At 58.1% G+C, this 17,010-nt stretch carries 12 protein-coding genes; 5 read left to right on the top strand and 7 right to left on the bottom strand.

The window, feature by feature from the left end; genetic code table 11:
* Positions 1–51: 51 nt before the first annotated feature.
* Entirely contained in the window at positions 52–1,146 is a 1,095-nt protein-coding gene (locus R5H23_RS06680) for an alkene reductase (protein WP_317214884.1), read from the top strand.
* 44 nt (positions 1,147–1,190) lie between these two features.
* On the opposite strand, the gene R5H23_RS06675 is transcribed toward R5H23_RS06680, so the two are convergent.
* From R5H23_RS06675 to R5H23_RS06655, 5 genes are all read right to left on the bottom strand, one after another.
* A complete protein-coding gene (locus tag R5H23_RS06675) occupies positions 1,191–2,009 on the bottom strand; it encodes an alpha/beta fold hydrolase (protein ID WP_211496554.1) in 819 nt (272 codons plus the stop codon).
* Between the two features lie 118 nt (positions 2,010–2,127).
* The gene (locus R5H23_RS06670; RefSeq protein WP_317215087.1) at positions 2,128–2,772 is read right to left on the bottom strand and encodes a CPBP family intramembrane glutamic endopeptidase; all 645 of its coding nucleotides are present in this window, start codon (positions 2,770–2,772) and stop codon (positions 2,128–2,130) included.
* 135 nt (positions 2,773–2,907) lie between these two features.
* Positions 2,908–4,704: an aspartate--tRNA ligase gene (aspS, locus tag R5H23_RS06665; RefSeq protein WP_317214883.1), complete on the bottom strand. Its 1,797-nt coding sequence runs from the start codon at positions 4,702–4,704 to the stop codon at positions 2,908–2,910.
* Between the two features lie 81 nt (positions 4,705–4,785).
* A complete protein-coding gene (locus R5H23_RS06660; RefSeq protein WP_317214882.1) occupies positions 4,786–6,309 on the bottom strand; it encodes an FAD-dependent oxidoreductase in 1,524 nt (507 codons plus the stop codon).
* Positions 6,310–6,457: 148 nt separating this feature from the next.
* On the bottom strand, positions 6,458–7,225 hold the full coding sequence (locus R5H23_RS06655) for a DUF2076 domain-containing protein (RefSeq protein ID WP_317214881.1): 768 nt from the start codon (positions 7,223–7,225) through the stop codon (positions 6,458–6,460).
* A gap of 564 nt (positions 7,226–7,789) precedes the next feature.
* On the opposite strand from R5H23_RS06655, the gene R5H23_RS06650 reads away from it, so the two are divergent.
* From R5H23_RS06650 to R5H23_RS06635, 4 genes are all read left to right on the top strand, one after another.
* Complete coding sequence (locus R5H23_RS06650; protein WP_317214880.1) at positions 7,790–8,668, top strand: glycine--tRNA ligase subunit alpha; 879 nt, start codon at positions 7,790–7,792, stop codon at positions 8,666–8,668.
* Positions 8,661–10,715: a glycine--tRNA ligase subunit beta gene (glyS, locus tag R5H23_RS06645; protein WP_317214879.1), complete on the top strand. Its 2,055-nt coding sequence runs from the start codon at positions 8,661–8,663 to the stop codon at positions 10,713–10,715. Before R5H23_RS06650 ends, glyS begins: the two co-directional genes overlap by 8 nt.
* 5 nt (positions 10,716–10,720) lie before the next feature.
* Positions 10,721–12,742: a DUF2075 domain-containing protein gene (locus R5H23_RS06640; RefSeq protein ID WP_317214878.1), complete on the top strand. Its 2,022-nt coding sequence runs from the start codon at positions 10,721–10,723 to the stop codon at positions 12,740–12,742.
* Between the two features lie 109 nt (positions 12,743–12,851).
* Complete coding sequence (locus R5H23_RS06635; RefSeq protein WP_317214877.1) at positions 12,852–13,892, top strand: L-idonate 5-dehydrogenase; 1,041 nt, start codon at positions 12,852–12,854, stop codon at positions 13,890–13,892.
* A 4-nt stretch (positions 13,893–13,896) separates the two neighbouring features.
* Here the strand turns inward: R5H23_RS06635 and rodA are convergent, their stop codons facing one another.
* On the bottom strand, positions 13,897–15,069 hold the full coding sequence (rodA, locus tag R5H23_RS06630) for a rod shape-determining protein RodA (RefSeq protein WP_203548478.1): 1,173 nt from the start codon (positions 15,067–15,069) through the stop codon (positions 13,897–13,899).
* A gap of 11 nt (positions 15,070–15,080) precedes the next feature.
* Positions 15,081–17,006: a penicillin-binding protein 2 gene (mrdA, locus tag R5H23_RS06625; RefSeq protein ID WP_099210478.1), complete on the bottom strand. Its 1,926-nt coding sequence runs from the start codon at positions 17,004–17,006 to the stop codon at positions 15,081–15,083.
* Between the last annotated feature and the right edge of the window lie 4 nt (positions 17,007–17,010).

Below are 17,010 nucleotides of genomic sequence, written 5' to 3'. Positions count from 1 at the left end.
CAGGACGCATCCATTCCGGACATCCTTCCGAGACAACGGAACACCATCAGCATGACGACGCTTCTCTTCACACCACGCTTCGTCGGTCCCACGCGACTGACCCATCGGGCTGTTATGGCACCACTCACCCGTATGCGGTCCAGTGAGGGTAACCTGCCAAATGATCTGATGCGCACCTATTACAGCCAGCGCGCCACGGAAGGCGGCCTGCTGATTTCGGAGGCGTCCCCCGTCTCCCTCACCGGATATGGATTTGAGCGCGCGGCCGGAATTTACGATGACAGCCAGATCCCGGGATGGAAGCACATCACGGATGCCGTCCATGCCAAAGGCGGTAGAATGGTTCTTCAGCTCTGGCACGTTGGCCGTCAGTCCGCACGCATCCTTCAGCCGGGTGGTGCTGCTCCCGTTGCCCCTTCAGCCATTCGCGCCAATGGAGAGGCATGGACGCTCACGGGGACGGTACCCTACGACACGCCACGCGCGCTTGATCGGGATGAAATTCCCGGGATCATCAAGGATTACGAACAGGCTGCCGAACGCGCACTGAAAGCCGGCTTTGATGGCGTGGAAATCCATGGTGCGAATGGATATCTGCCGGATCAGTTCCTCCAGGATGGCAGCAACACCCGCACAGACGATTACGGCGGCTCGCTCGAAAATCGCGCCCGTTTCCTGCTGGAGGTGACTCAGGCTGCAATGACCGTCTGGGGACCGGACCGGGTTGGCGTACGAGTAACTCCAAGCGGGCGCTATGGAACCATGGCAGACAGCAACCGCCCGGCAACGTTCCGCTATGTGGCTTCTGAACTGGATCGTCTGGGCGCTGGGTATCTCCATGTCGTACAACCCCGCATCGGGGGCGATGCAGAACCTGACCCTGTAGATGCCGGGACACTTCGGCAGGTCTTTTCCCGCACCATCATTGCCGCGGGCGGATTTGAGCGACAAAGCGCCGAAGCTCTGCTGGCTTCTGGACAGGCGGATCTGATCGCCTTTGGTCGCTCATTCCTCGCAAACCCGGATCTGGTCGAGCGTCTGCGTCAGAACTGGCCCCTGAATTCCTATGATCGCTCCACCTTCTATGGCGGCGATGCACGGGGATATACGGATTATCCATTTTACGCTGACGCAGCACAGCATTGAGCAAAAAAAAGACCCCGACCTGTGTCTGGCCGGGGTCTTTCTGATCAGGATTGCAGAAAAGACAGCAGATCCGCGTTCAGTTGATCTCCATGGGTGACCGCAAAACCGTGCGGCGCACCGGCATAGACCTTGAGAACCGCTCCCGGAACCAGTTTTGCCGTCAGGGCACCCGTGGCCTCAAAAGGCACGATCTGGTCATCATCTCCATGAATAATCAGGGTCGGGACGGTGATCTGCTTCATGTCTTCCCGATAATCCAGCTTGGAGAATGCCTTGACGCACTCAATCGTGCTCCGCAAGGACGCCTGAAGAGCAATCTGCTGCGTCTGCCCCAGAACACCGTCAGAAATCTCCGCGCCATGATTGATCCCGTAAAAGGGCACCGCAAAGTCTTTCAGGAACTGGGCCCGATCTTTCACCAAGCCTTCGATGATGCCATCGAAAACAGCCGCATCAACCCCTTCAGGATGATCGTTCAGCTTCATGAAAACAGGCGTGACAGCCCCCAGAAGCACTAGCTTCGCAACGCGGTCACTGCCATGGCGCGTTAGATACCGGGTAACATCCCCGCCCCCCATCGAGAAGCCGACCAGCGTCACATCTCTCAGGTCCAGGGTTTCGATCAGTTCTGCAATATCGTCAGCAAAACGATCATAGGTATTGCCATCCCAGGGCTGGCTTGACCGCCCGAACCCGCGCCGGTCAAAGGCAATCACACGGTAGCCGTTCTGTGCCAGAAACAGCATCTGTGAATCCCACATGTCTGAACTCAGCGGCCAGCCATGGCTGAACAGAACGGGCTTTCCGGTGCCCCAGTCCTTGAAATAAATCTCTGCCCCGTCGGATGTCGTAAATCTGGCCATGAGTGTGCTCCGTTAAGAGGTCAGGAAAGCATCGGCTCCCCCTGAAACCTTGCTCTTACGATAAGCTCTGCTCGTCATGCTCAATATAGACATCATGGAATAGTAAGATTTCCATTCATCACTGATGCCACGCGGCACCTGTGTAGAAAAACCGCCCTAACCCCACCGTGAAAATGAGACATCCGTACAGGCTGTGTTCAAAGCAGGTCAGGATGAGCGAACGATGCCGACTGTAATCGCTCGCAAACAGCACTCCCCCTATGAGCGTCATGCCCACGGCAATCCAGTTCAGAAACAGAATATGCGCAAAGCCAAATGCCACGGCACTGGCTCCGATTGTCACAGGGGCAATACGAAAAAGAGCATCATATCGCGAGAACAGAAACGCCCGGTACAGAACCTCCTGCGGCCAGACGGACAGAATGGGATAGAGCACCATGACCAGCAGCCAGAACAGCGGCTTTTGCCTCGGCAGGCTCAGGAATACGTCTGGCCAGACCCACCATGTCAGCAGCACGATCAGTGGAGCGAGAGCTGTGAAACGCAGTAAGATTCTGCGTGCTTCTCCCGGAAAATCATGGACCTCTGACTTCTGGTGCCTGAGCGAGACGAAAGCCAGAAGCGCTGCAACCCAGAGCAGGCCGAACAACAACCCGGCCCGGCGAAGGGACAGAATGAGCAAAGGGCCGCCGCCGTAAAGCGCTAGGAACTCCGCTCCCAGGTACAGGCGCCTGCCAAGAGAGACAGTCGGGCGAACGGGCATAGACAACAGACCTTCCGAAGTTCAGCCGGAAAGGCAGACTATCATGATGCCCCTGAGTTTTTCGGAGCGCAGACAAAAGAAAAGCCGATACCCCTTCAGGAGTACCGGCTTTTTCAGATGTCAGGCCTAAATACGTTACTTTGTGGCGACTGGCTTTGGCTTCGGTAGATCCAGAGCCAGATGCAGTTCCTTCAGACGGGCTGGCTCGACAGGGGCCGGGGCTTCCATCATCAGGTCTTCGCCGCTCTGGTTCAGCGGGAAAAGAATGACCTCACGGATGTTCGGCTCATCAGCCAGCAGCATCACGATACGGTCCACACCCGGAGCGGCACCACCATGCGGCGGAGCGCCGTAGCGGAAGGCATTCAGCATGCCGCCAAAGCGCTCTTCCACAACTTCCGGGCCGTAGCCTGCGATCTCGAACGCGCGCAGCATGACTTCCGGCAGATGGTTCCGGATTGCGCCGGACGACAGTTCCACGCCGTTGCAGACGATGTCGTACTGGTAGGCGTTGATCGTCAGCGGGTCCTGCGTGTTCAGCGCGTCCAGACCACCCTGCGGCATGGAGAACGGGTTGTGGGAGAAGTCCACCTTGCCCGTCTCTTCGTTGAGCTCGAACATCGGGAAGTCCACAACCCAGCAGAAGCGGAACGCGTTCTTCTCGATCAGGTCCAGCTCCGTTGCCACCTTGGTGCGGACAACGCCAGAGAACTTGGCAACTTCGTCGCCCTTGCCCGCAGCGAAGAACACGGCATCGCCAGCCTTCAGGCCGCAGATCTCACGGATACTCTCGACGCGCTCAGCTTCAAGGTTCTTGGCAATCGGGCCCTTGCCGCCTTCTGCCTCAAAAATGATGTAGCCCAGACCACCTGCGCCGCTCTCACGGGCCCAGGTGTTCAGCTTGTCAAAGAAACCACGCGGACGATCGCCCGCACCCGGCGCCGGGATCGCACGGATCTGACCGCCAGAAGCCGCGATCTTGGCAAACAGACCAAAACCGGAATCCCGGAAAGCATCCGTCACGTCCTTGATGATCAGCGGGTTACGCAGATCCGGCTTGTCGGAGCCATAATCGCGCATGGCGTCAGCATAGGGAATACGCGGGAATGCGCCGTCCGTGATCTTCCAGCCTTCCGGCGTGAACTCATTGAACACGCCAGCCAGAACCGGCTCCAGAACCGTGAAGACGTCTTCCTGCGTGACGAAGGACATCTCGAAGTCGAGCTGATAGAACTCACCCGGGCTACGGTCAGCGCGTGAGGCTTCATCGCGGAAGCACGGAGCAATCTGGAAGTAGCGGTCGAAACCCGCAACCATCGCAAGCTGCTTGAACTGCTGCGGAGCCTGCGGAAGCGCATAGAACTTGCCCGGATGCAGACGCGCCGGCACGAGGAAGTCACGCGCACCTTCCGGGGAAGACGCCGTCAGGATCGGGGTCTGGAACTCGGTGAAGCCCTGCTCGATCATGCGCTGACGCAGGCTGGTGATGACCCGGCTACGCAGCAGGATGTTCTGATGCATCTTCTCGCGACGGAGATCGATGTAGCGGTACTTCAGGCGCAGTTCTTCAGGATAATTCTCCTGACCGGCCACCTGAAATGGCAGAACAGCCGCGTTGGAACGGACTTCCAGCTCTTCGGCAAGAACTTCGATGTCACCCGTCGGCAGGTTCGGGTTCCGCTGGGAACCCTGACGGACCACAACCTTGCCGGTGACGGTAATGACGCTCTCAACGCGAAGACGCTCTGCCTTTTCCAGCAGGTCTGTGCCAGCCGGAATAACAACCTGTGTTACGCCATAATGGTCACGCAGATCGATGAACAGCAGGCCACCATGGTCGCGCTTGCTGTGCACCCAGCCGGACAGGCGGACAGTCTGTCCGGCGTCCTGTTCACGCAGGGCGCTACAGTCATGGGTGCGGTATGGATGCATGTCGGGCCTCTTCAACGTCCTGGCGGATAAGTGGGCGCAGGAAGCCGGGACGGCCCGCTCATGTCAAGCTTCGTGCGCGGTTCAGACCTTTTCCTGCACAAAACCTTCGAAATCGACGGCGGCTCTGGCCATGTCATACGCATGACCCGCTCCCGCCAACGCAACAGGCTTTCCGTCCTTAAGATAGGTCGCAAGGAAGCTGAAGCCCTTGATATCCCCTTCAAGGCTGACGTTATCGAAGCTCTCACCCCAACCTAGCAGCTCGATCTTCTTGCCAAACTGCTGCGTCCAGAACCATGGCGTCGGCATATGGCTGGTCTCGTGTCCCATCATGGCCATTGCGGCGATCCGTCCCTGCACCTGCGCATGACGCCAATGCTCGATTCGCCGTGGTTTCTCCTCATGCAGGATGGCGGACGCATCCCCTGCAGCGTAAACACCGGGTGCTGCCCGCATCAGATGATCGACAACGATCGCGCCGTCCTCATCCCGGTCCAGGCCTTGCACAAATCCGGTTGCAGGCGTCACGCCGATGCCGGCCAGAATGAAGGATGCTGGCAGCTTCATCCCATCTTCCAACTCCACGCCTTCGGCCTTTTTCTCTCCGTAAATTTTCACGACTTTTGCGTCGGAAATGAACGCCACACCATTTTCTTCGTGTAACTGGCGCAGACGCGTTCCAATCTCTCGACCAAAGTGTTTTTCCATCGGCACGTCTGTGGAGGCAATGACCGTCACTCCCACACCGCGCTGTCGCAGGCAGGAAGCCACTTCCAGGCCTATGAAACTCGCACCGATGATCGTTACGGCCTGATCCGGGTCAATAACCCGGGCAATCTCTTCCGCATCCTGCTCCCTGTGCAGCGTAAAGACGCGCTTCAGGTCTGCGCCAGGAATGTCCAGGCGCTTGGACCGCGCGCCCGTTGCGATCAGAACATGATCGCCAGACACGCTCGTTCCGTCTGATAATTCAGCCGTCTTGGTAGCAGGATCGAAGGTCTGGATGGTTGCATGCTTCAGACCAATACGGTGCTGGCCATAAAAAGATTCGCTTCGCAGCGAAGGAGCGTGCGCTTTCTCCGGATCGCTCAGCAATACGGTCTTACTCAGGGCGGTCCTGTCATATGGACGATGCTTTTCTTCCGTCACCATAGTGATTTTCCCGGCAAATCCCTCCTGACGGAGTGTCACCGCAGCCATCAGGCCTGCTGCACCGGCGCCGAGAATCAGGACTGTTTCATCCTCCTGACGCGCTAATGGCACATCCCGCTTCATGGGGCTGGTGCCGACCAACACACGACCGTCAACAATTTCCACCGGATACCGTGGCAGGGGCTCAAGAGCGAGCGGCTCTACGAGACTGCCGTCAACGGCATCGAAAACCGCCTTATGCCAAGGACAGACTAACACGCTGCCTTTTTCCGTCTTGCAGAACGCACCCTGCTCCATCGGCGCTTCCTTATGGGGGCACTTGCCACCCAAGGCATGCACCTCCTCGCCGTCCTTCACCAGAACAACCGAAGTCCCCTCAATGGAAAAAGAGGCAATCTGTCCCTCTTCCAGATCCTTGAAGGCCACTAGGTCGCGAAAATCATTGGTGCTCATCGGACAGCCCCTGAAAATAGTGGAAAATCTCGTTACAGAAACAAACGCAGCATAGGCATTCGGGTTGGCAAACAGCAAAAAACCCGCCGGGACAACGCCCGGCGGGTTTTCTGGATAGGAGCTCTATCAGGCGTAACATGCTGCGCCTTTAGAACATATCGTCGAAGCCACCACCGTCTCCGCCACCGCCGAAGTCTCCTCCGCCGCCGCCAAAATCGGAATCCGTGAAGCCGCCGCCAGCATCCGTGCCTGCACCACCGAACGGATCGGAGCCAGCATCACCGTAGTTGTTGTTGATGATGGTTTCGCCACCGCCACCAAAGGCCCCGGCGTCGCCACCGGAGTGATGATCGCTGAACAGACCTTCAAGCGCGTTCGCTGCCATCATGCCGCCAGCCACACCCGCAGCCGTCGTCAGAGCGGAGCCAAGGAAGCCCGATCCACCGCGCTGGAACATGCCCGGCTGATATCCTGGCGGATAACCATACTGCTGCTGCGGCTGGAAGTTTGGCGGAGGCATGGCGCCACCTTGCGCTCCCCAGCCCGGAGGCGGAGCAGAAGCCTGTTGGCGGCTGTTATTGCCACCGCCGAACAGACCACCGAACAGTCCGCCACTTCCGGAAGGACGGCTCTGCTGAGCCTGCTGAAGCTGCTGTTGCGCCTGCTGAAGCTGAAATTCCAGCTGACGGATACGGTTCTGCGCCTGAGCAAGCGCTGCTTCCTGCACAACCGCCATCTGCGTCACGCGATAACGGGCTTCCGGATATTTCTGGAAGTTATCAGCAATGAAGCGATCAGCCTCAGGGTCGATCGGCGGAAGAGCTGGCATCTGCTGCTGGCTGAAGCCACCTCCCTGCTGCGCACCGCCAACACGGCCGATAAAGCGGGAAATGACTTCGCGTTCTTCGTTGTTCATCGTCTTTGATCCTTCCAGACGAAGAAGTTACGTTCTCCCCCATCATATGAGGCACCAGCGCTCAATCGACAAGGGATCGACCTGCAGCTCCATCAGGCCTGCGACCAAATCGCACCTGACTGCTTTTAAGGCTCACGACGACCTGCATATCATGCAGTCAAACACAGTGTCTGATCTTTAGTTTCCTGCTTGAGCTACCCAGGCCTTTCCAGCCATTCCCATGTCATAGCGATTCGTCCATTTGACGAGGACATCAGCGATGGCACGGCTGCATCCAGGGCGACAGCAAGGCACGTCGAATCATGTGATGGCCGGAGCTTCGCCCTGAACGAAATGGCTGTGGATGTGTATTCAACCTTCTCCACCCTTGCGGCTCAGACAGAAGACATGCCTTCGTGCTGAAAGTAACAACCGGAATAAGCGCCAGCGCGGCGGTAAAGCGGCTTTTGATACGGCTGGCAGCGAATTTTCAACGATCTAGCAGTCCAATAACCCCGCTCACTTCCGGTTATGGACCTCAGGCTGTAAGGTAACCGCCAATTTTGCCAACCGGAGCCTATTGAATTGTCTGCGACCCGGCCGCTCAGCTTTCAGGACCTGATCCTGCGCCTTCATCAATTCTGGTCTGAGAAAGGCTGCGCCATTTTGCAGCCCTATGACACAGAAGTCGGAGCCGGAACGCTCTCCCCTCATACGACCCTGCGCGCCCTGGGCTCGCAGCCATGGGCTGCGGCCTATGTGCAGCCCTGCCGCCGCCCATCGGACGGTCGTTACGGCCAGAACCCGAACCGTCTCCAGCACTATTACCAGTATCAGGTGCTGCTGAAGCCAACCCCGGAAGAGAGCCAGAACTTGCTTCTGGAGAGCTATCGCGCCATCGGGATTGATCCCGAAAAGCACGATATCCGATTTGTGGAAGACGACTGGGAAAACCCGACGATCGGCGCCTGGGGGCTGGGTTGGGAAGTCTGGTGTGACGGCATGGAAGTCACGCAGTTCACGTATTTCCAGCAGGTTGGCGGTATCCCGACCGTCATGCCTTCCACCGAACTGACTTATGGTCTGGAACGGCTGGCCATGTATGTTCAGGGCGTTGAGAACGTTTACGACCTGGATTTCAACGGCAAGGGCCTCAAGTACGGAGATGTGTTCCTGCGTGCCGAACGTGACTATTCCCGTCACAACTTCGAACTGGCCGATACGCAGATGCTGCTCACGCATTTCAACAATGCGGAAAAAGAGTCGATCCGTCTGGCAGAAGCTGGCGTCGCACAGCCGGCGTTCGACCAGTGCCTGAAGGCTTCCCATTATTTCAATCTTCTGGATGCCCGCGGCGTGATTTCCGTCTCTGAACGCGCATCCTATATCGGACGCGTCCGAACGCTGGCGAAAGCCTCCTGTGAAGCGTGGCTTGCTGGCGAGGAGGAGACGTCCAATGGCTGAACTGTTGCTTGAACTGTTCTGCGAGGAAATCCCGGCAGGCATGCAGCCCAAGGCTGCGAGCGAACTCGGTGCCCTTCTGACCAAGGCTCTTGATGGCCTTAATCCGTCCGATGTTCAGACGTTTTACGGCACTCGTCGCATCGCGACCGTCCTAAACGTCGACGCCGAAATCCCGGCTCGCACCGTCTCCGAGCGTGGCCCCCGCGAAGGCGCACCGGAAAAGGCTCTGGAAGGCTTTACCCGCAAGCATGGCGTGACGGCTGATGAACTGACGCTGGAAAACGGCTTCTGGGTTCTCAACAAGCAGCTTGATCCGGTAAGCGCGGAAAGCCGAGTGGCTGAAGCTGTGCCGGACCTTCTGTGGAAGTTCCCATGGGCCAAGTCCATGCGCTGGGGTGCAGGCTCGAACTTCTCATGGGTCCGCCCGCTTCGTCGCATCACCTGCCTGCTTGATGGCAAGGTCGTTCCCTTCTCGCTTGCCCGCGATGGCGACGATGCTCACGGCCTGAAATCCTCCAACCTGTCCGAAGGCCATCGCTTTCTAGCGCCCGGCGGATTTGAAGTCCGTTCGGCAGATCAATGGCTGGAAGAGCTGGAAACACGCTCCGTTATCGTGGACGCGGACAAGCGCCGCGACATGATCCGTACCGGTGTTCACCGTCTGGCTGAACAGCAGGGCATTACGGTTGTGGAAGACGAAGGACTGGTCGATGAAGTCGCCGGTCTGGTCGAATACCCGGTTCCGCTTCTGGGCCGCATCGACGACGCATTCATGGACCTGCCCGCCGAAGTCATGCAGGTCTCGATGCGCATCAATCAGCGCTATTTTGCCCTGCGCAATGCAGACGGCAAGGCCGCGCCGTTCTTCGCCTTCGTCGCCAACCTGCCGTTCAAGGATGGCGGCAAGCTGACGATCGCCGGAAACGAACGCGTTCTGCGTGCCCGTTTCGCCGATGCCCGCCATTTTTGGGATCTGGATCGCAAGACAAAGCTCGCAGACCGCGTGGTAGCCCTCGATGCCGTGACCTTCCATGCGAAGTTGGGAACGCAGGGCGAGCGCGCCAAACGGATTTCCGATCTTGCCGGAACTGTCGCTTCTGCGATGGGCCTGAGTGCAGAGCAGATCGAACAGGCAAAGCGCGCAGGCCTGCTCTCTAAAGCCGATCTGACGACCGGCATGGTCGGCGAATTCCCGGAACTTCAGGGCGTCATGGGCGGCTATTACGCAGCACATGATGGCGAAGGGGACGCTGTTTCGAAGGCTGTGGCCGAGCATTACATGCCGCGCGGCCAGTCCGACGATACGGCAAAAGTGCCTGTCTCGGTTGCCGTAGCCCTTGCGGACCGTCTGGATCTGCTGGCTGGCTTCTTTGCGATTGGCGAGACACCAACCGGCTCGGGCGATCCGTACGGCTTGCGCCGCGCTGCACTAGGCGTGATCCGCACCATTCGTGACAACGGCCTGCGCCTGGACCTGACGGACCTCTTTGCCAAGGCGGCAAATGGTCGCACCGGCGGGGAACTCGCCAAACTGCCCGACTTCATGGCAGACCGTCTGCGCGTTCAGCTTCGCAGCGAAGGCGAGCGCCACGACGTTCTAGCTGCCACCCTGGCAGGAGGTCTGGATGGCGATCTTGTGCGCCTTCTGGCTCGTACTTCGGCGCTGTCTGATATGATCCAGACGGAAGATGGCAAGAACCTTCTCGCCGCAGCCAAGCGCGCCGCCAACATTCTGCGCATCGAAGACAAAAAGGACGGTCCTCACAAGGGAACGCCGGATGCGTCTCTCTACGCGCAGGACGAAGAACGCGCTCTGGCAGACGGCCTGAACAGCGCTGTGCCTGCAATCGAGACAGCCCTGAAAGACGAGCGTTTCACCGATGCCATGCAGGCGATTGCAGCGTTGCGCCCGACGCTGGACCGCTTCTTCGATGCTGTTACCGTCAACGCACCGGAAGCCGACATTCGCGCCAACCGTCTGAAGCTTCTGGCGACCTTCCGCACGACCACAGCCCTGATCGCCGATTTCGGTCAGATCGAGGGCTGAACCTGATGGGAGCGTGGTGGTCCGGCCCAGTCGCCACGTTCCTCAATACGGACCCGGATCGCATTGGAGAGCGCCTCGCCCACGAAGCCGGGCGGAGGCGCTTCTCCAGCGAGCCTCAACAACTCCGTGCCTGGGCCACCCAACTTGATCTTCTCCGCACCACGCTAACCGCTCTGCCGCAAACGGCAGGCTGGCAGATCCTTTTCGAATTCCCAATTCCCCGCCTGGGCGGCCGGATCGACACCGTCCTCATTTCCCCGGACGCGACCTTCGTTCTTGAATTCAAGGTTGGTGCGTCTCAATTCGACGCCGCGGATCTCGCCCAGACCGAAGGTTACGCGCTGGACCTTCAGGACTTTCATGCAGGCAGCCGTCATCACCCGATCATCCCCATTCTGATTGCGACAGAAGCCGCACAACCCGCTCAAACATCGCTGCTCCTTTTAGGATCTGGCGTCACGCCAGTTCTGAAGTGCAATGCTACAAACCTGACTGCGCTTTTGTCGGATCTCGCGCGCCGGACATTGCACTCCGTAGCGCCCATGCGACCGGAGGACTGGGAAGAGGCACCCTACAATCCCGTCCCAAGCATCGTCGAAGCGGCTCGCCTCATTTATTCCACGCACAGCGTCGCAGATATTCACACAGCGAGAGCAGACGCGACCAATCTGACCCTGACGTCTGACCGTATTACGGAACTCCTTGAAACCGCCCGGAGACAACACCGGAAAACAATCATTTTTGTCTCGGGCATTCCTGGCGCCGGGAAAACGCTTTGCGGCCTGAAGGCTGCGTTCGGCACGACAGAGCCCGATAACTCCGCCACATTCCTCACCGGCAACCCAACGCTCGTCCACGTTCTGCGTGAAGCCCTGACTCGTGACGCCGTGGCACAGGGTCAGAAACGCGCAGCCGTAGAACAGCGCATGGAATCCACCATTCAGTCCCTGACCAAATTCCGGGATTACTATGTTGGGCGCACCGCAGAGTGCCCGCCAGAACGGATCATGGTCATCGACGAAGCCCAGCGTTCCTGGAACGCCGATCAGGCTATTCGCAAAAGCGCACAACGACCTGTTAGTCTGATGCAGTCTGAACCCGCGCATCTCCTCGACATCATGCACCGGCATGACGGATTTGCCGCCATCATCTGCCTTATCGGACAAGGGCAGGAAATTCATGACGGTGAAGGCGGAATGGCCTGCTGGGGAGACGCTTTGGCGAGCCGGCCTGAATGGCAGATCCACGCATCACCGGATGTCGTCAGTTCTACACATGGCCTCACCACCTTGTCCCCGTCCTTGCCGGTTCAAAAAGAGCCCTCTCTGCACCTCACAGTGCCGGTTCGCTCCCTTCGGGACACTGCAACACCCAAATGGGTCAATGCTGTGCTGGACGGAAATGTCTCTCTCGCGCGCAATATTGCTGAGAACGCCAGTCTTCCATTCCGCCTGACGCGAAGTCTTCCGGAGCTACGCAAAGCCCTACGGAAACGAGCCCGCCTGACCTATCGCTGCGGTCTGATTGCCAGCTCTCAAGCCAAACGATTGCGTGCGGAGGGCCTCGGTGCAGAACTGGCTCACATGGACTCCAATGCGGTCGCTCAATGGTTTTTGAACCGCTGGGTTCCAGACAAAGACGTTCGGGCCTCCGATGCGCTGGAAACCGTCGCCACTCAATTTGCCATTCAGGGGCTGGAACTGGATTTTGTCGGTCTTTGCTGGGATGGAGACCTCATTCGTACTGGGTATCCACAACGGTGGCAGTCCCGGCGCTTTAGCGGAACAACATGGCAGACCGTTAAATCTTCTGAAAAAGCCCTCTGGTCCCTCAATACCTATCGCGTGCTGCTGACCCGTGCACGCTATGAGACCATCATCTGGGTGCCGGAAGGTAATCCTGATGATCCGACACGTTGCCCAGAGACACTGAATGGCATTGCTGACTTCCTTCTGGCGTGTGGCATTGCCCCCTTAAAAGGTGCGGAAACTCTTCAAACAGTCGGCAGATGCCTTCTGGATGTATGAAGGAATAATCAGGCGACCCGCGTCGCCCAAACGTGACTGTCTTTAGCGCACAAGATCGGCCATGTCTGAGTACCGTCATTCACGCTGCTCAGATGAAAGAGGCACAGCCATGCCCGGCATTTCCGCCCCTCAGACAACCGAAGCTCTGGTTATTCATGAAAAGGGTGATCTGCGTTTAGAGACAGTAGCCATCCCACCGCTCAAGACGGGCCAGGTGATGGTACGTCCAGCCTGGGGTGGGATCTGCGGGTCGGACATGCATTATTTCCTGCATGGCGGGGCCGGAGCATCCGTTCTGCGGGAGCCGATGATTCTTGGTCACGAGGTTTCCGGAATTGTGGAAGCTGTCAGCCCGGACGAGACACGTTTCAGGATCGGGGACGCTGTCGCCATCCATCCGGCTCGCCCGTGTGGACATTGCCCTGAATGCGAACGAGGCGCGAAGCACCTGTGCCGAAACATGCGCTTTTTTGGCAGCGCCGCGTTTCTGCCCCATACGGATGGCGGTTTCCGGCGCGAGATGGTCGTCGAAACATCCCAGCTTTATCCCCTGGCGTCAGGGCTGGACGTGAAACGTGCCAGCCTTGCCGAGCCTTTCTCGGTCGCGCTCCATGCCATCTCTCGCGCTGGCGACGTTAAGGGCAAGCGCATCATGGTCCAGGGAGCCGGCCCGATTGGCGCCCTGATTATTGCCGGGCTTAAAGTGGCTGGGGCCGCGGAGATCGTAGCAACCGATTTGCAAGACTTTGCACTGGATATCGCCGTCAAACTGGGGGCAACAGCCACAGTAAACACCGGCCGGGACAGCCACAACCAGGAATACGAAATCGTCTTTGAGGCCACGGGAGTCATACCTGCCCTCCCGACTGCAATCGCCAAGACACAGAAAGGCGGTATTCTCGTCCAGGTTGGGATTTTCCCACCGGGCGACGTGCCCGCTCCCTTAGGACAGATTATTGCGCGCGAAATCGATTACCGAGGGACCTTCCGCTTCGATGAAGAGTTCGCAGAGGCACTGAAGATCCTTGCAGATAATCCATGGATTGCGGATGGTCTCATCACCCACAGCTTTCCGCTCGCTCAGTACAAAGACGCTTTCGACGCCTCGCTGGACCGCAAAAGCTCATCCAAGGTTCTTCTAGAATTGTAAGAGATCAGTCGTCTTCGTCTTCAAAACCTGGGTCGCGCTCATTGCGATGGACCCAGGCCGACATCAGAAGCCCAAAGCCAAACATCATCGTCAGCATGGCGGAACCGCCATAGGAGATCAGCGGAAGCGGCACACCACCGACCGGAATAGCACCCATCACCATCGAAAGGTTGACGGCACAATACAGGAAGAAATCCATGGCAATGCCGAGCCCAAGCAACCGCCCAAACTGATTCCGGCTCCGCATGGCAATGAGCATTCCTCCCAGTGTGAGAGTGGTCAGCAATCCAATGACTGCGATGCCCCCTGCAAAACCCCATTCTTCGCCGATCATGGTGAAAATGAAGTCTGTCTGTTTTTCCGGAAGAAAGTTCAGCTGCCCCTGGCTGCCATGCAGATATCCCTCCCCCCACATTCCGCCCGAACCAAGCGCAATCTTGGACTGAATGATGTTGTAGCCGGCCCCCAGAGGATCATGCTCCGGATGCAGGAAGGTATCGATCCGGGCCTTCTGATAGTCATGCAAATGGCCGTAAATGAATTTTCCGAGAAACGGAATTGGCGCCACGAGAAGGATGATTTGCCATAGCCGCATGCCTGCAGCGAAAAACAGCGTTGCACCAATAACGCCAATAATCGTCGCAGTCCCGAGATTGGGCTCCTTGAGCACCAGAACGACGGGCAGAAGCGTCAAGATGGCAGGCATTATCAGACGCAGCGGGTTCCCCATCCGCTCGTTACCAATGCGGTGAAACCACGTAGCAAGCATCAGGATCAGGCCGATTTTGGCGAACTCTGAGGGCTGGAACTGCATTCCTGCCAGATTGATCCAGCGTTCGGCCCCCTTACCCACATGCCCCATTCGCAGCACGAGCCCGAGCAGCAGAATGGACAACAAATAGACGGGAACGGCCATGATGCGCAGAATGCGTGGGCTGACCAGCGCCACTGCAATCATCATGACCAATCCAAAACCGAACCGAACCATTTGCGGCCCAGCGAAAGGTTTGGCTGATCCGCCACCGGCCGAATACAGCGCCACATACCCAACACCTGCCAGCAAACAGACCAGCAGTACATACAGCCAGTTGACCTGAAGCAGCCGGGCCATAGGGCGGAAATCAGGCTCAGCACGCAGGAGCCGTTTATCAGATTTCAGAAAGCCAAATGTATTCATGACACCGCCCCTCACCCTTGCTCCGGTTCTGCCTGCGCCACAGTCTGTCCGGGAGGCCTGGATTGATTGGATGGATCACGAAGCAAAGTGTCTGTCATGATCTGCTTGGCCAGTGGAGCGGCTTCATCTGCGCCTGCATTGCCGTGTTCCACCACGACCGAGACTGCATATCGGGGGTCATCATATGGGGCGAAACAAATGAACAGCGCATGAGGACGATACTCCCACGGCAAGCTCATGGAATTAAAGTGCCCTGACTCACGCAAAGCCCGGGACACACGCCGCACCTGAGCTGACCCGGTTTTACCCGCCATCTGGACATCAGGCAGATCCAAACGGGCTTTCGGGGCCGTACCACGCTGCTCATTCACGACCGCAAACATACCAGCACGAACAACATTCAAATGTTCCTGCGGGATATCCACTGCCGGAGCGGCATCCAAAGAAGCCAGTCCGGAAATCTGGTCATTCGTTGCGCGGATCAGATGCGGTTGAACATTGCGACCTGAAGCAATCCGGGACACGTAAGTTGCAAGTGCCAAGGGCGTGACCTGCACAAAGCCCTGACCAATACCCGCATTCACCGTATCACCGCCATTCCAGTGAAAGCCGTGCTGCTGTCGCCATTCCGGCGTCGGGATAACACCTGCACGGACATGCGGTAGCTCAATATCGAGTTTCACACCCAGCCCCATGGCGTTCCCAACGGCCTTGATCGGGTCCATGCCACAGCGGCGGGCTACTTCGTAAAAATAAACGTCACAGGAAAATTTGAGGGCTTCACGCATGTTGATCATACCGTGCCCCCATTTGTTCCAGCAGTGGAACCGCACGCCCCCCATGTCGAAATAGCCGGGGCAATTGAAGCGGTCCTGCGGTGTCACGGCACCAGCCTTAAGGGCGCCCATCGCCACTGCGGGCTTGAAGGTGGACCCAGGCGGATACAGCCCGGAAACAGCCTTGTCTACGAGTGGCGTCCGCGGGTCATTCGCCCACTCATTCCACTGCGCATGGCTGACACCGGAATCAAACAGGGAGGGATCGAAAGACGGGGTACTGACCATCGCCAGCACTTCACCATTCCGGCAGTCCATGACCACGGAGCTGGCGACGCGATCACCCAGCCGCTCTAAAACCTTTGACTGGAGGCCGACATCCAGAGTCAGGCGAACATCCTCTCCCTGCTGGCCTTCCACACGGTCAATCTCGCCAATCACACGCCCCAGCGCGTTGACTTCCATTTCAACAGACCCCGGATCTCCACGAAGAACCGATTCCTGCGTCTGCTCTATGCCAGCGCGCCCCACGCGCATTCCTGGCAGGGACAACGTCGTGTCCTTGGCCACATCGTCTTCATTCGGCGGAGCAACATAACCGACAATATGCGCCGTCAGGTCCTGAAATGGATAGAGCCGGGTGGATCCGACATCGACGAGAACACCCGGCAATGAGGGGGCATTCAATTCAATCCGCGCCATGTCATCCCATGACAGGAATTCATGGAGCGTGACCGGAACATATTTATGAACGTGCTTCAGATCGCGCTCAATGCGTGCCCGATCATGCTCATCAAGCGGCACAATCTGTGCAAACCGTTCGATGACAGAGGCGATATCTGTCGTTTCTTCCGGCATCAGGAGTGCGCGCCAGCTAACCTTGTTATCAGCAAGAGCCACACCAAAGCGGTCATGGACGGTTCCACGCGCGGGGGCCAGCAGACGCTTGCTTGTGCGGTTACGCTCTGCAAGCTGGCGGAGATGGTCGCCCTCAACGGTCTGAATATTATAAAGCCGTCGCCCCAAAGCCCCCAGAACACCCGCCTGGACCGCCATCACCACGAGGGCACGGCGCGTGAAGACGCCACGCCCTGAGCGAACAGGCGCATCCTGGCTTCGCGAGCGCAGCAGGGTCCGAAAAGGGCGTTTTCTGGAAAACATCAGG

This window comes from Gluconobacter sp. GP1, assembly GCF_032913585.1.
GTDB classification, from domain to species: domain Bacteria; phylum Pseudomonadota; class Alphaproteobacteria; order Acetobacterales; family Acetobacteraceae; genus Gluconobacter; species Gluconobacter cerinus.
This window is presented reverse-complemented; position numbering and strand designations above follow the sequence as displayed.